We start from the raw sequence: 14,327 nt of genomic DNA, 5'->3' as shown, positions 1-14,327 counted from the left end.
GGCCGATTATACGTGCCGACGGCATTAAATCCGCTATGACCCCTTCAAGCGTTATTTGAGTTGAAAACGAGCGTCGCCCGTCAGTCGATGCAACAACTCCAGGCCTTCCGGCCAAGGCCCGTATCCGCTTTGGCCGTTGATATGACCCGCGTTTTCCAGCCAGACCAATTCGCTGCCCCACGCTTCACTGAAGAAACGTGCCCGCTCCTGAGTCACGTAAGGATCGTCAGTACTGGCTACCGTGATCGTCTTGAATGGAAGGCGTTGCGTCGACATCGGCGTAAAGCCGCTCGTGCCCGATGGATAGCTGTCTGCCTCGGTATCGCTGGGTGCAACTAGCAAGGCGCCGCGCACCTTGTGCGCCTCAGGATATTGCTGGGCCCAACGAGTGATCAGAGTGCACGCAAGACTGTGGCCGACCAGCACGACTTCACCGTCAGTTGCCGTGATTTCCTGACTGAGACGTTCAACCCAATCCGCTGCAACCGGGGTTTCCCAATCATCTTGCTCAACCCTGCGCAGGTCGGGGAACTGCCGCTCCCACTGCGACTGCCAGTGAGCTTCGCCTGAATTGAACAGGCCCGGCAAAATCAAAACCCTGATTGTCATTGTTCGTCTCCTTTTGAATACGTGAGCAATATGCAGTGCATGGATGGGCGAGTAAATCATGGATGAACCGGCACGGTGTGGAGGCAAACACTACACCTGTAGGAGCTCACCGAGGTTACGAGGCCAGCGCTGGCGGTGGGTCAGACAAACCGCTATCGCTGGCCTCGTAACCTCGGTGAGCTCCTACAGGATTCGGCCTGATCAGTTGCGCCGAGAACTGCAGACCCGCGCAATAGTCATAGCTCTGCGTTATTTGCCTTGTATAGTTGCCACTTCAACTCCTGGAGATGTTCATGCGCATTCCTTCTCGTTTAATCGGCGGCGTCGTGGTCGCTACTCTGCTGACCCAACTCACCGCATGCGGCAGCATTTTCTATCCCGATCGTCGCGGCCAGATCGATGGCAAGATTGACCCGGCGATTGCCGTGCTCGACGCTGTCGGCCTGCTGTTCTATGTAATCCCAGGCCTGATCGCCTTCGGTGTCGACTTCGCCACCGGCGCGATTTACTTCCCGCACGGTCAGAGCGCGCAGATCGACCCGCAAAAACTGCAGCCGGCAGTGAACGCCGATGGCAGCGTCGACAACAGCAAGCTGCAAGCCATTCTGGAAACCGAACTTGGCCGCTCGCTGCCACTGAACGATCCACGTCTGATCCAGCATCGTGGCAGCGTGCAACAACTGGCATCGCTGGGCCTCGCGCCGTCCGCCTGACTGTAATTTGAAGGAAGCACCATGAGCACCAGCCTCGAACACGCCCGCCTGTTGCGTCTGGCAACCCGGGCTTCGCTGGCGGTCGCCAGTACCCTGATCATCGCCAAAGCAGTGGCGTGGTGGCTCAGCGGGTCGGTCAGTCTGCTTGCCGGGTTGACCGACTCTTTGCTTGATGGCGCAGCTTCATTTCTGAACCTGCTTGCGGTGCATTACGCGCTGCGCCCTGCCGATGACGATCACCGTTATGGGCATGGCAAGGCGGAAGCGCTGTCCGGCATGGCGCAGGCGCTGTTCATTGCGGTCAGCGCCTGCCTGATCGGCTTTCAGGCTGTCGAACGGATTCAGAATCCGGAACCGATTGGCGCGCCAGGTCTGGGCATTGCCGTGATGCTGCTGTCACTGGCGCTGACTTTCGCCCTGTTGACCTTTCAGCACAAGGTGATCAAGGAGACCGGTTCTGCCGCGATCCGCGCCGATTCGCTGCATTACCGCTCAGACCTGCTGCTGAACATGGGCATTCTGCTGGCGCTGGTATTGGCGTGGTTTGGGTGGCAGCAACTGGACGCCTGGTTCGGCCTGGGTATTTCCCTTTACATCCTTTGGAGCGCTTTCCAGATCGCCAGGGAAACCGTATCCGTGCTGATGGATGAAGAGTTACCAGTAGATGTCAGCGCGCGGATGCTGGAGCTGGCGTGCAGTGTGCCCGGCGTACTCGGTGCTCATGACCTGCGCACCAGAATTTCCGGCAACCATTGGTTCGTGCAGCTGCATCTGGAATTGCCGGGCAGCCTGACGCTGTCTGTCGCCCATGGCTTGTGTGACCAGGCAGCGGCGGCGATCAACAGCGAATACCCGAAGGCCGAGGTGCTGGTGCACGCCGACCCGCAGGAAGTCGTGCGCCCAGCCGTAGTCTGAATCAGTTGATGCCTCAATTGATGGTGTAGCCGCGTCCCATCAGGCAAGCCACCATCGAACGACGGTAGACCTGAATCATCGCCGGTGCGTTGTTTGCATTCGGTTCAGCCGGGTCGAAGCTGCTCTGTTCTACCGACCAGCGATAGCAATCGTATTTGTCCTGCGCAACCTGTTCGGCGCTCTGCCCATTGTTTGGATAGGCGATAGGGTCATACGGACTGGACGCTGGCATAGGCGGCGTATAAACCGGCTCGACGTTTTGCGGCGGATAAGCGACCACATAATCCTGTGTATCGTTCTGGTAGGTGTAGTACGTCCCGGCGGCCAGAAAGAACAGGGAACTGCCGATCCATACTTCCTGAGAATAAGCCGGCAAGCTGCGCACACGTACGCCATAGGGTGGCGTCACGATCACGTAACGCGGGCCTTGAGGGCGGTACCAGTAACCGTCCGAGTAGTAGTAATCCAGGCCGCGATACGGGACTCGGGAATAACTGCCCGGCACGCGATCGGTTACATGCCCCGGACGATATTGCGGGCCTGGCCCCCAGCCATTGCTGTGACCATCAGGGCGGCCGGTCCAGTGATCATTCGGGCGGTTATCACCCCGACTGCCGCGATAACCGTTGTCCTGGTAATAACCCTGACGCGGCGGCTGGGTCTGGCGCGCTTCGCCGGGACCACTCTGAATCGGCAGGTTGTTCTGACGCTGCTCCAGTTGCTGACGCTCCAACTGCCGCTGTTGATTCTGCTGCTGTTGGAATTGCTGCTGTTGCTGGCGCTCAGACTGACGCTGCTGAATTTGTTGCTGCTGGATTTGCTGCTGTTGCTGACGGTCGACGTCGCGGATTTGTTGCTGCTGTTGCCGCTCGACCTGCCGTTGCTGATTTTGTTGCTGTTGAATCTGCTGTTGCTGTTGGCGTTCAACATTACGCATTTGCTGATCCTGCTGGCGCTCCACTCCCCGCTGTTGATCGCGCTGTTGTTGGATTTGTTGCTGGTTCTGGCGCTGCTGGATTTGCAATTGCTGTGAAGCATTGGGTTGCTCGCGCTGCTGCCCGCCCGAGCTGCCGCGAATCTGATCACGTGGCGCGTCATCCCCAGCCAATGCCTGAGTACTGATGCTTACCCATAACAGGCTCAAGCCTGCCAAATGCCAGATACGCGATTTCATGCTTTCCTCACAGGGGCGCCGGATGTATGTGGTTAAGACTGCATTATTGAAGCGCCGTTCGCCGCATGCTATCAGCGCGCTACTAATGCGAACACGATCCCGTACAAAGAAATTGCGCACAAAGAAAAAGGGGGACCTCGCGGTCCCCCTTCGGGAATTTCGTCCTGGCTCAACGCTTGTGGCGTCGGCTCACCTCATGCCGTCTTCTGGACAGTATGTAGCCCGGGGGCCGTGCCAACCCTATTGGGCTGGAGGCCGCAGCTGGCCTGATTGGGCGAGCCGCGCTGGACGCTATGTCCGGGCAGTGATTCTGTTTAAAAGCATAGGCCTGAGGCATCAGCACAGGATTGCTAAAGTTGCCGGATAAAACATTACTTGCGCAATTTTTAACTTCGGATGAATAATTCGGCGCAATCGAACCTAGAAAGGGGAACCTCGTGAGCAAACTCGACCGATATGATCTGAGCATTTTGGCGGAATTGCAGCGTGACGCGCGCATCTCCAATCAGGAACTGGCTGAGCGTATCGGTCTGTCTCCGTCGCCTTGCTCACGACGCGTAAAACAACTGGAAGACGACGGCTACATTGTCAGACAGGTGGCGCTTCTGGACCGAAAAAAGCTTGGCCTTAACCTGACAGCCTACGTACTGATCGGCATGGATCGACATACGCCTGACCGCTTCGAGAACTTCGAAGCGCAAATTCGTAACCTGCCTCAAGTGCTCGAATGCAGCCTGGTGACGGGTATGGATGCGGATTATCAGTTGAAAGTCGTGGTGGCTGACATGGATCACTATCAGAAACTGCTGTTAGGGCACCTTACCCGTATCGACGGTGTGACCAGCGTGAAGTCGAGCTTTGTGCTCAATCAGGTTCTGGCCAGCACCGAACTGCCCCTGGTTCACCTGCGCAACTGACTCGTTGGAGATAAGTCGTGGAGCCTGAAGTTTTCGAACAATGGATGATGACGATCCTCATCAGCCTTCTGGTCGGCTTCATGGGCTTCATCGTCTGGGATCTGGCGAAGAAGTCCAAGGCAGGACGATTCGGCACCCTCATCCTGTTCTTCGTGCTGGGTCTGGGGATCATGGCGTTTGTGATCAAGACCGTTGTGATTGCTTATCTGGAGAGCTGATGCAGTTTCATCATATGGGAGATTCTATTTTTGCCTGCAAGCACTGATCTCGCCCCGTAGGACTGCTTTAGCCGGGATGGCAGTATTTCAGGCGAAGGATATTTAGCGAATGCTCCGACGTCCTCCCGGCTGAAGCCGGTCCTACGGAATCGCGCGGTCTATGTGGGAGCAGAGCTTGCTCGCGATAGAGCTGGACGCGATTCACTTTAAACCGCGTTGCCTATATCGCGAGCAAGCTCTGCTCCCACAAGTTCTAACTCGCGCTATAACCTCGCAGGCACTTCCCGCCATTGCCCCTGATCCAGCCCTTCAATCGTCCAGTCGCCAATCCTCACCCGCACCAGCCTTAATGTCGGCAGACCTACCGCAGCGGTCATGCGCCTGACCTGGCGATTACGGCCTTCTTTGATGATCAATTCTAGCCAACTGGTCGGCACGCTTTTACGAAAGCGTACCGGTGGGTCGCGTGGCCAGAGTTGTGGCTCGTCCAGTTGCCGTGCCTGAGCGGGCAACGTCGGACCGTCGTTGAGCTGCACGCCGTCACGCAATTGCTGCAACTGCTCGGCGCTTGGTTCACCTTCGACTTGCACCCAATAGGTTTTAGGCAGCTTGTGTTTGGGGTCTGCAATACGCGCCTGAAGCTGGCCATCGTTGGTCAGCAGCAACAGCCCTTCGCTGTCCCGATCCAGTCGTCCGGCCGGATAGATGCCGGGGATCTCGATAAAATCCTTGAGCGTCGCCCGCCCTTCTCCGTCACTGAACTGAGTCAGAACGTCGAACGGCTTGTTGAACAGGATCAGTTTTGGCTCGGCGGGCGGGGCTTTGGCGACACGACGGCCAGCACCGGGGCTGGTTGGCGCGGGACGACGAGCAGGGGGACGCTGGATACGGGACATGAGGATTTCGGTATTCGGAAACAGAAAGGGCCACTTTAGTGGCCCCTTGTGCAAATACCAAACACTTAACGGAACGGCGGCTCATCGAAGCTGCGCAGTTTGCGCGAATGCAGCGAGTTGAGCTGGGTGCGCATCAGGTCCAGCGCGGCAATGCCGATCTTCAAATGCTGGCTGACCGCACGCTCGTAGAACGCGTTGGCTGAACCGGGCAGTTTGATTTCGCTATGCAGCGGCTTGTCCGAAACACAGAGCAACGTGCCGTACGGAACGCGCAAGCGATAACCCTGAGCCGCAATCGTGCCGCTTTCCATGTCCACAGCCACCGCTCGGGACAGGTTGATCAGCGGACGTTCCTGGGCCCAGCGCAATTCCCAGTTACGGTCGTCGTAGGTCAGAACAGTACCGGTGCGCAGACGCTTCTTCAGATCGTCGCCTCGCTCGCCAGTGATCTGCGCTGCAGATTCCTGAAGAGCCAACTGCACTTCGGCCAACGCCGGGATCGGAATATGCGGCGGCAGCACGCGATCAAGAATCCCGTCGCGACGCATGTAAGCGTGAGCCAGCACGTAATCACCAATAGTCTGGGATTGGCGCAGGCCGCCGCAGTGGCCGATCATCAGCCAGCAATGCGGACGCAGCACCGCCAGGTGATCGGTGATGTTCTTGGCATTGGACGGGCCCACGCCGATATTGACCAGCGTGACGCCATGACCGTCTTCAGCGATCAGGTGATAAGCCGGCATTTGATAACGATGCCAAACCACACTGGCGACAATGGCCTGCGCCTCGCCGTGATCCATGCTCTTTTCGACGATGACGTTACCGGGCAGGACCATGCGTACAAAACGTGGGTCTTCGCGCAGTTTTTCCAGACCGTGAACGATGAATTGGTCAACGTAGCGGTGGTAGTTGGTCAGCAGGATCCAAGGCTGCACATGACGCCAGTCGCTACCGGTGTAATGCACCAGACGGCGCAGGGAAAAGTCCACGCGGGCGGCATCGAACAAGGCCAGCGGCAACGGATCGGTGTTGGCCCAGTCGTACAGACCATCAGCGATGCCATCAGTGGCGGCAGACAAATCAGTGCTGGGGAAAACCCGCGCCAGCGCTGCGGCCGTTACGCCAGAACCGGCCAGCTCGTCGCCCTGTTCAACTACATAGGGATACGGGATGTTTTGCTCACTGACGCCGACTTCCACGGTAATCGTGAAGTCATTCATCAATGGCCCGAGTTGTTCGAGCAGGTATTTACGGAAGGCGGCCGGGTGAGTCACGGTCACGCTGTAGTTGCCAGGCAACTGGACCTTGGCGTAAGCACGAGTGGTCAGCGGTACTTCGCCCTGACAGTGATAAGTCAGGCGCAATTCTGGATAGCGGAACAGGGAACGCTGATCGGCATCAGGCTCGACCCGGTCTTTGAGATAGCGCTTGAGCGCCTGGCTCAACGCGCTGGTAGCGCGCTCGTGCAGTTCAGCAAGGCGATCCACGGCTTGTTCGGGCGTTTCAACGACAATAAAGGTTTCAGTCACGATTGGTATCCTTCTGATCTTGCAGTGGCCCATCTTGCCTGCATCGTGAAGGGAAGGCACTAGTGGCGTAATGCGGGAGGAATAGTCGTAGGACCGGTTTTAGCCGGGAGTGCAGTATTTCTGGCGAAGGATATCTAGCGAATGCCTCGACCTCCTCCCGGCTAAAGCCGGTCCTACGGTATCGCGCGGTTTCTGTGGGAGAGAGGCTTGCCCGCGATATAGGCGCTGCGGTGCATCAGATAGAGCAACTCATCCTTATCGCAGGCAAGCCTCGCTCCCACAGGTCCGGTGTACACCACAGGTTATGTGCCTCACCCAATCATCGGGGTAGATCTTGCGACCAGCGCCTGCACATCAACGCCTCTTGGCAAGGTGCCATACACCGCACTTCGCGACGCCAGTCGACTGGCAATAAAAGCGTCACTGACCGCCGCATTGCCCGCCTCAAGCAGCAGCTTGGCCTGTAGAGCCAGGGCGATGTCTTCGGTTAGCTGCCGGGCCCGGTATTGAATATCACCGGTGTCCCGGAAGGCCGCTTTCAAACCGTCGATATGCATGGCCAGATCCTGATCGCCATGCCCATCGCCCAATTCGGCGAAGAGGGTATCGAGCACGCCCGACTCCTTGGACAGTGCACGTAGTACATCCAGGCATTGCACATTGCCGGAGCCTTCCCACGTAGAGTTGACCGGTGCTTCGCGATACAGCCGTGGCAGGATGCTGTCCTCGACATAACCGGCACCGCCCATGCACTCCGCCGCCTCATTGATCATGGCCGGGGCCCGTTTGCAGATCCAGTATTTGCCCACTGCCGTCACCAACCGGGCAAAACGGGCCTCGTGCGGATCGTCCAGATGATCCAGGGCGCGCCCCATGCGCATGCTCAAGGCCAGCGCCGCTTCACTCTCCAGCGCCAGATCGGCGAGAACGTTCTGCATCAGCGGCTGTTCGGCTAACACTCGACCACCAACACTGCGGTGAGCGCAATGATGCGCGGCCTGACTCAAGGCCTGACGCATCAGGGCGCTGGAGCCCACCATGCAGTCGAAGCGGGTCATTGCAACCATCTCGATAATGGTCGGCACGCCTCGACCTTCTTCACCCATCATCCAGGCGAATGCCCCGCGCAACTCCACTTCGCTTGAGGCGTTGGACCAGTTGCCCAGCTTGTTCTTCAGGCGCTGTATATAGAACTCGTTTCGAGTGTCATCCGGGCGATGGCGTGGCAGCAGGAAACACGTCAGGCCTTTGTCTGTCTGCGCCAGCGTCAGAAACGCATCGCACATCGGCGCCGAACAAAACCATTTATGCCCGACCAGCTCATAAGCCTGCCCCGGACCCGACGCGCCAATGGGATATGCCCGCGTGGTATTGGCGCGAACATCGGTGCCGCCCTGCTTCTCGGTCATGGCCATGCCGATGGTCACACCGGCCTTGTGCGCCATTCCTACATTTCGTGGGTCGTATTCTCGGGCGAGGACTTTCGGCAGCCATTGGGCCGCGAGATCAGGCTGCACGCGCAACGCAGGCACACTGGCAAAGGTCATGGTCAGCGGGCACCCGCTACCGGCTTCGGCCTGACTGTGCAGATAGCTCATGGCGGCCCGAGCAACATGGGCGCCGGGTTGTGGATCAGTCCAGGGTAACGACGGGATACCGTGCTCCACCGCCGTGCGCATCAGTTGATGGTAGGCCGGATGAAATTCCACCAGGTCAATGCGATGCCCATATCGATCATGGCTGGCAAACACCGGTTTGTTCTGATTGGCGAGAAACCCCGCCTCCATCAATGGCCCGCCCGCCAAGGCACCATACGCGTCAATTCGACCCTGAGCCCAACCGGCACCAAAACGCTCAGACCATTGCTGCAGCGGCAGATCGATACGATAGAGATTCGCGCCCTCCAGAGAGGGCGGCTGATTGGTGACTTCGTGGGTTTCGGCGAACTGATGCAGGTTCATGGCGATTACCTCTCTGTCGGGCGCGCTTCAACACAGCCAGACACGAAGTGAATCACGCACATCGCGCTTTAAAAAGTGCCATACATGACGAATTGACGGCGCTTTTGCCTTGGTTGCTCAACTACTGCAGCGTAGTTTTATAGGCCCTTATGCGAGCGAGGGAGTCTGCGCCGCACATCCAAGCGTCACTTTGAGCGCAAAACAACTGCCCTCGCCCGGCGCAGAACTATGGCTAAGTCGTCCACCGTGCAACTCGATCAGTTGCCGACAGATCGCCAGCCCGATACCCAGCCCGCCGTACTGGCGAGTTAATGAACCGTCCACCTGAAAGAAGTGTTGATAGAGCGTCGACTCATCCAGTCTCTTAAAGCCAATGCCGCTATCGATCACCTCAATCAACAGTTGCACCTGGCCTTCGCCTTGAGCCTGCTCCTGAACGCGAATTCGGACCGAGCCGGACAGGGTGAACTTGATAGCGTTTTCCAGCAGGCACTCCAGGCACTGGCGTAACTTGTAGGCATCCCCGATCAGATCGGTTCGCAGCGGCTCGTTCCACTCAACCAGAAATCTGAGCCCTTTGCTCTGCGCGGCGCCGTTGAACTGACTCTTGAGCCCATAAATGAGGCAGCGTAAATCGAACGGCTCAGGAACCACATGCAAACGCCCTGCTTGCAGCTCAGTCAGGGTCAAAATCCCGTTCACCATGCCCATCATGTCCTGCGCAGAACTGGCAGCGGTCTGATGGTACGAAGCAAGCTCGGGATTCAGTTCCACGGTTTGCATCAACTCCAACGAGCCGATCACACCATTCATTGGGGTCCGTAGCTCATGAGTGAGCGAGGCAAGGAACTCATCCTTGAGCCGGTTGCTTGCTGCCAGTTGCTGATTGGCACGCTCCAGGTTTTCTCGAGCCTCGCGCATGATCTGCGCATGCTCTTCGCGGCTTTGGTTGATCCGCACAGCCAAAGCCATGGAAACCAGAGCAGCTTCCATGGCCGAACCAATCTGATTGGCGTACATGGTGAGGAAAGTGTGCGGCAGATAGCCCGCCAGCATACCGACGTGAATCACACTGCCCAGCAAGAATGCCGTCCAGGCGAGAACAAAGTAACGAGCTTCGCGCACCCCATGACACATCGCAGCGATGCCAGCGATGAAGATCATCGAGGTAAATATCAGCATCAACCCGCCGTACAGACGGAACGCCAGGTTTAGATTAGGTGACAAGCTCAACAGCATCACCACGCCTGCTGCGGCCATTACCAGCACCAGCGAATGATCGAGCCAAAGCCCGATTTTCCTGGTTTGCAGGAAAGAACGGGCGAACTGACAAGCAAACAGGACCGACATCATCAGCAGGAACAACGGCGCGACATTGGCCAGCCAGGGACTTTCCGGCCAAAGAAATTCGACACCAATGCCGTTAAGCGCCAGTTGATAAAGCCCAAGGGGAGCGATGTAGAGCACGTAGTAGAGGTAACTGACGTCACGCACACCCAGATAGATGCACAGGTTGTAGATCAGCATCACCAGAAGCACGCCGTACAGCACACCCAGCACATACATGCGAGGCGGTTGCTCTTCCAGATACGCACTGCTGTCCCAAAGGCTCAGCGGGACCTGAATCGAACCGGCACTTTTTACACGCAAGTAAATGGTTTTGCTTTGCCCGGGCTCCAGGCTGACCTCAAACAGGTAATTGGCCTGTTTGATCTGCCGACTGGAGAACGGCAGCATATCCCCGGTCTGCCAGGCGAGGTGCTGGGTACCGATCGCATCGGGCAGGAAAAAGTCCACGTAATCCATGGGCGGATAGGCGAGCTCAACCATCCAGTCACGATGGGCGGTTACGTCTCTGGGCATATAGCGCAAATCAACCCTGAGCCAGAAGGCAGAGTTGGAAAAGCCAGCGTTGAGGGTGTCGCTGTCGAGGGTTCGAAAACTCTCTGACATCGCCGCAGAGCTGACATCACTGATGGTCGCTTCGCCGCTGACATCTTCAAACACCTGAACTGCTCGGCCTAACGCCAGACTGCGAGTGCTCTCATCGAATTCGACGGCACTGGCTAGCTGCGACAACAAGGCGACCAGCATGATCAACAAATAGCGCATAAAGCCCCGGATAGATCCGTCAGTTGACGTCGCTGGCCCCCTTCCATTGGAGCGACGCTTTCTGCGATTCCTGATTTTTTTAGAGTAGCTTCAGACAGCCTGAAGCAACTATCTCAATGTGGACCTGATTACGCAGGCCTGCTCACTTCACACAGCGGTACCGGGTTCGTGCCATCACTATTTCATGCCAACGCGTTAAAGCATAGCTGCCTAAAGGTCTTATGCACTATTTTCTGGAAACCTGCAGAAGGCTCTATTCCGGCACTTACAGCCGGATGGTGCGTTTACGAAGTAAATTCATGCGCTGAATATCGGCTCTGAGTCTCTATTGGCTGTATGAAAATTCCGAGTCCGCTGAGCGGTGCCAAAAAAAGTTTAGTGGTAAGCTCGCGCACCATGAATATCTATAGCTCCCGCCCTGTTGTCCTCTGCCTCTCCGGCCACGATCCAAGTGGTGGTGCCGGTCTGCAGGCAGATATCGAAGCGCTGCTCGCTCAGGGTTGCCACGCGGCCCCGGCAATCACTGCCTTGACCGTCCAAGACACCGTGAATGTCACTGACTTCAGGGTGCTGGATCGCGAATGGGTGCTGGCGCAAGCCAATGCTGTACTCAACGACTCGACTGTCGCCGCAGTGAAGCTGGGCATGCTTGGCTCGCTGGAAATGGTTGATACCGTTGTGGGGCTGCTTGAAGCGAATCCGCACCTGCCAATGGTCTGCGACCCGGTTTTACGCGCGGGCGGCGGTGGACGGCTGGGCAAAGACGAAGTCGGGTATGCCATGCGTGAGCGCTTGCTGCCGCTGGCAACCATTGCTACGCCTAATTTACCGGAAGCCCGAATTCTCGCAGAACTGCCGGAAGGGACGGCTGACGAATGCGCCGAAAAGCTGCTGCCTTTTTGCGAGCATCTGTTGATCACCGGCGGCCATGGCGACGAAGTGGAAGTCCACAACCGCTTGTATATCCGTGGCGGCGAAACACTCACCTTTATCTGCCAGCGTCTGCCCGGCAGTTATCACGGATCCGGCTGCACGCTGGCCAGTGCCCTGGCGGGGCGATTGGCTCAAGGTGAAAACCTGATCAGCGCCGTGCAGACCGCGCTCGACTACACTTGGCGCACGCTGCGCGATGCTGAACAGCTAGGTAAAGGACAATTTGTTCCCCGTCGCCTGCCCCTGGATTTCTGTTCGTAACGCCACGTGATGAGGCTCTATCTATGAAACTACGTGGCTTGTATGCCGTTACCGACAGTCGCCTGCTGGCTGGCAAGTTCCTGTCTTACGTCGAAGCCGCCCTTGATGGCGGCGTCACCTTACTGCAGTACCGCGACAAATCTGGCGATGAATCCAAACGACTGCGCGAAGCCACGGCGCTGCTCAAACTTTGCCAACAGTACAAGACCCATCTGATCATCAACGACGATGCCGATCTGGCTGCCCGCCTGGATGTAGGTGTGCACATGGGCCAGACCGACGGCTCGCTGACCGATGCCCGTGCACTGCTAGGCCATAAGGCCATTGTCGGCGCGACCTGTCACGGTAGCCTTGAGATGGCCGAAAAAGCCAAAGCCGACGGCGCGACTTACATTGCGTTCGGACGCTTCTTCAACTCAACTACCAAGCCCGACGCGCCCGCCATCGAGCTGGACGTTCTGGCGCAAGCTCGGGCTCGCTTCAACATGCCGATTGCTGTCATTGGCGGCATCACCCTGGAAAATGCTCCGCAACTGGTTGAGCACGGTGCCGATCTGCTGGCCGTGGTAAACGGCCTGTTCGGTGCCGAAAATACCCAGGAAGTCACTCGCCGCGCCCGCGCCTTCAACGCCTTGCTCGCCAAAAACTGACCGCGCCCGGCCCTATTTCGATTACGTAAGAGACTCGCTCATGTCCCGTTCTGAAACCTTGTTCGCCAATGCTCAAAAACACATTCCCGGTGGCGTGAACTCGCCCGTACGCGCCTTCAAAAGTGTCGGCGGCACGCCGTTGTTCTTCAAGCACGCGGTCGGTGCGTACGTGACTGACGAAGACGACAAGCGCTATGTCGACTACGTTGGCTCGTGGGGTCCGATGATCCTCGGCCATAGCCACCCTGAAGTGCTGGATGCCGTGCGCAGTCAGCTGGAGCACGGTTTGTCCTACGGCGCGCCAACCGCCATGGAAACCGAGATGGCCGACCTGGTGTGCTCAATCGTGCCGTCGATGGAAATGGTCCGCATGGTCAGCTCTGGCACCGAGGCGACCATGAGCGCCATCCGTCTGGCCCGTGGTTTTACCGGCCGCGACAGCATCATCAAGTTCGAAGGCTGCTATCACGGCCATTCGGACAGCCTGCTGGTCAAAGCGGGCTCCGGCGCGCTGACCCTCGGCGTGCCAAGCTCGCCGGGCGTACCCGCATCATTCGCCAAGCACACGCTGACCGTGCCGTTCAATGACCTGGGCGCCGTTAAAGAACTGCTGGCCGAAGTGGGTCAGGAAGTGGCATGCATCATCGTTGAACCAGTTGCGGGCAACATGAACTGCGTACCGCCTGCGCCGGGTTACCTGCAGGGCCTGCGCGATCTGTGCGATGAGCATGGCGTGGTGCTGATTTTTGACGAAGTCATGACCGGTTTCCGCGTAGCCCTCGGTGGCGCGCAGGCCTATTACGGCGTAACGCCAGACCTGAGCACCTTCGGCAAAATCATTGGTGGCGGCATGCCCGTCGGCTGCTTCGGCGGCAAGCGCGAAATCATGTCGCACATCGCCCCGCTTGGCCCGGTCTATCAGGCAGGCACGCTGTCCGGCAACCCATTGGCCATGGCTGCTGGCCTGACTACTTTGCGCCTGATCAGCCGTCCGGGCTTCCACGATGAACTGAGCGACTTCACCCGTCGCCTGCTCGAAGGCCTGCAACAACGTGCCGATGCAGCCGGCATTCCATTCGTGACCACCCAGGCGGGCGGCATGTTCGGTCTGTACTTCAGCGAAGCCAAAGAAATCGTGACCTTCAACGACGTGATGACCAGCAACGCTGATCGCTTCAAGCGCTTTTTCCACTTGATGCTCGAAGGCGGCGTGTACCTGGCGCCAAGTGCATTCGAAGCGGGCTTCACCTCCATCGCCCATGGCGAAGAAGAGTTGAAGTTGACGCTGGATGCGGCCGAAAAAGCGTTTGCGGCGTTGAAATAAGGCGTAAATAACTCCCTGCAGGGGCTGCCGAAGGCTGCGATCATGGTGTACCCATCACATCCAATCGCAGCCTCCGGCAGCACCTACAGGGGATACACCCCGTAAACACGGGCTT

At 57.9% G+C, this 14,327-nt stretch carries 14 protein-coding genes; 8 read left to right on the top strand and 6 right to left on the bottom strand.

The genetic code is table 11. The features are described 5' to 3' along the window. Positions 1-51 precede the first annotated feature (51 nt). Entirely contained in the window at positions 52-609 is a 558-nt protein-coding gene (locus tag ABRP31_RS02135) for an alpha/beta hydrolase (protein ID WP_349972796.1), read from the bottom strand. Positions 610-902: 293 nt separating this feature from the next. On the opposite strand from ABRP31_RS02135, the gene ABRP31_RS02130 reads away from it, so the two are divergent. Continuing rightward, the gene (locus tag ABRP31_RS02130) at positions 903-1,322 is read left to right on the top strand and encodes a polyribonucleotide nucleotidyltransferase (protein ID WP_087267726.1); all 420 of its coding nucleotides are present in this window, start codon (positions 903-905) and stop codon (positions 1,320-1,322) included. 21 nt (positions 1,323-1,343) lie between these two features. Further along, the gene (locus ABRP31_RS02125) at positions 1,344-2,237 is read left to right on the top strand and encodes a cation diffusion facilitator family transporter (RefSeq protein ID WP_349972799.1); all 894 of its coding nucleotides are present in this window, start codon (positions 1,344-1,346) and stop codon (positions 2,235-2,237) included. Between the two features lie 13 nt (positions 2,238-2,250). On the opposite strand, the gene ABRP31_RS02120 is transcribed toward ABRP31_RS02125, so the two are convergent. Continuing rightward, the gene (locus ABRP31_RS02120; RefSeq protein WP_349972800.1) at positions 2,251-2,970 is read right to left on the bottom strand and encodes a DUF6515 family protein; all 720 of its coding nucleotides are present in this window, start codon (positions 2,968-2,970) and stop codon (positions 2,251-2,253) included. Between ABRP31_RS02120 and ABRP31_RS02115 the strand changes: the two genes are divergently transcribed. The 3 genes from ABRP31_RS02115 (at position 2,956) to ABRP31_RS02105 (ending at position 4,546) form a co-directional block, all read left to right on the top strand. Then, positions 2,956-3,270, top strand: coding sequence for a hypothetical protein (locus ABRP31_RS02115; protein WP_349972801.1), 315 nt, complete (start codon positions 2,956-2,958; stop codon positions 3,268-3,270). The two genes, ABRP31_RS02120 and ABRP31_RS02115, sit on opposite strands and share 15 nt — an antisense overlap. Before the next feature lie 578 nt (positions 3,271-3,848). Further along, complete coding sequence (locus ABRP31_RS02110) at positions 3,849-4,328, top strand: Lrp/AsnC family transcriptional regulator (protein WP_027901835.1); 480 nt, start codon at positions 3,849-3,851, stop codon at positions 4,326-4,328. A gap of 17 nt (positions 4,329-4,345) precedes the next feature. Then, a complete protein-coding gene (locus tag ABRP31_RS02105; protein ID WP_087267717.1) occupies positions 4,346-4,546 on the top strand; it encodes a DUF2788 domain-containing protein in 201 nt (66 codons plus the stop codon). A gap of 263 nt (positions 4,547-4,809) precedes the next feature. Here the strand turns inward: ABRP31_RS02105 and ABRP31_RS02100 are convergent, their stop codons facing one another. The 4 genes from ABRP31_RS02100 to ABRP31_RS02085 form a co-directional block, all read right to left on the bottom strand. Next, entirely contained in the window at positions 4,810-5,442 is a 633-nt protein-coding gene (locus ABRP31_RS02100; RefSeq protein WP_087267714.1) for a pseudouridine synthase, read from the bottom strand. A gap of 65 nt (positions 5,443-5,507) precedes the next feature. Beyond that, the gene (gene amn, locus ABRP31_RS02095; protein WP_167384338.1) at positions 5,508-7,004 is read right to left on the bottom strand and encodes an AMP nucleosidase; all 1,497 of its coding nucleotides are present in this window, start codon (positions 7,002-7,004) and stop codon (positions 5,508-5,510) included. 278 nt (positions 7,005-7,282) lie between these two features. Then, the gene (locus tag ABRP31_RS02090; RefSeq protein WP_349972802.1) at positions 7,283-8,932 is read right to left on the bottom strand and encodes an acyl-CoA dehydrogenase family protein; all 1,650 of its coding nucleotides are present in this window, start codon (positions 8,930-8,932) and stop codon (positions 7,283-7,285) included. Positions 8,933-9,079: 147 nt separating this feature from the next. Then, positions 9,080-11,044 (bottom strand): 7TM diverse intracellular signaling domain-containing protein, encoded by a 1,965-nt coding sequence (locus ABRP31_RS02085; protein WP_349972803.1) that lies wholly within the window; start codon positions 11,042-11,044, stop codon positions 9,080-9,082. A 396-nt stretch (positions 11,045-11,440) separates the two neighbouring features. Here ABRP31_RS02085 and ABRP31_RS02080 point away from each other — a divergent pair, with 396 nt between their 5' ends. From ABRP31_RS02080 to hemL, 3 genes are read left to right on the top strand one after another with little or no spacing between them, the layout of a single operon-like run. After that, entirely contained in the window at positions 11,441-12,238 is a 798-nt protein-coding gene (locus tag ABRP31_RS02080) for a hydroxymethylpyrimidine/phosphomethylpyrimidine kinase (protein ID WP_087267861.1), read from the top strand. 23 nt (positions 12,239-12,261) lie between these two features. Then, positions 12,262-12,888 carry a thiamine phosphate synthase gene (gene thiE, locus ABRP31_RS02075; RefSeq protein WP_349972804.1) on the top strand — a complete coding sequence of 209 codons (627 nt, stop codon included), beginning with the start codon at positions 12,262-12,264 and terminating at the stop codon, positions 12,886-12,888. A gap of 40 nt (positions 12,889-12,928) precedes the next feature. Next, positions 12,929-14,212 carry a glutamate-1-semialdehyde 2,1-aminomutase gene (gene hemL / locus ABRP31_RS02070; RefSeq protein WP_349972805.1) on the top strand — a complete coding sequence of 428 codons (1,284 nt, stop codon included), beginning with the start codon at positions 12,929-12,931 and terminating at the stop codon, positions 14,210-14,212. The last annotated feature ends 115 nt before the right edge of the window (positions 14,213-14,327 follow it).

The sequence above is a fragment of the Pseudomonas caspiana genome, assembly GCF_040224095.2.
In the GTDB taxonomy this organism is placed as follows: Bacteria; Pseudomonadota; Gammaproteobacteria; order Pseudomonadales; family Pseudomonadaceae; genus Aquipseudomonas; species Aquipseudomonas caspiana.
Note: the sequence above shows the minus strand (reverse complement) of the source record. Positions and strands in the feature narration are given on the sequence as shown.

Excerpts from the sequence above, each read along its gene's own strand:
- ABRP31_RS02100 (WP_087267714.1), bottom strand. The coding sequence starts at position 5,442 with ATGTCCCGTATCCAGCGTCCCCCTGCTCGTCGTCCCGCGCCAACCAGC.
- hemL (WP_349972805.1), top strand. The coding sequence starts at position 12,929 with ATGTCCCGTTCTGAAACCTTGTTCGCCAATGCTCAAAAACACATTCCC.
- ABRP31_RS02090 (WP_349972802.1), bottom strand. The coding sequence starts at position 8,932 with ATGAACCTGCATCAGTTCGCCGAAACCCACGAAGTCACCAATCAGCCG.
- ABRP31_RS02080 (WP_087267861.1), top strand. The coding sequence starts at position 11,441 with ATGAATATCTATAGCTCCCGCCCTGTTGTCCTCTGCCTCTCCGGCCAC.
- ABRP31_RS02125 (WP_349972799.1), top strand. The coding sequence starts at position 1,344 with ATGAGCACCAGCCTCGAACACGCCCGCCTGTTGCGTCTGGCAACCCGG.
- thiE (WP_349972804.1), top strand. The coding sequence starts at position 12,262 with ATGAAACTACGTGGCTTGTATGCCGTTACCGACAGTCGCCTGCTGGCT.
- amn (WP_167384338.1), bottom strand. The coding sequence starts at position 7,004 with ATGGGCCACTGCAAGATCAGAAGGATACCAATCGTGACTGAAACCTTT.
- ABRP31_RS02135 (WP_349972796.1), bottom strand. The coding sequence starts at position 609 with ATGACAATCAGGGTTTTGATTTTGCCGGGCCTGTTCAATTCAGGCGAA.
- ABRP31_RS02085 (WP_349972803.1), bottom strand. The coding sequence starts at position 11,044 with ATGCGCTATTTGTTGATCATGCTGGTCGCCTTGTTGTCGCAGCTAGCC.
- ABRP31_RS02130 (WP_087267726.1), top strand. The coding sequence starts at position 903 with ATGCGCATTCCTTCTCGTTTAATCGGCGGCGTCGTGGTCGCTACTCTG.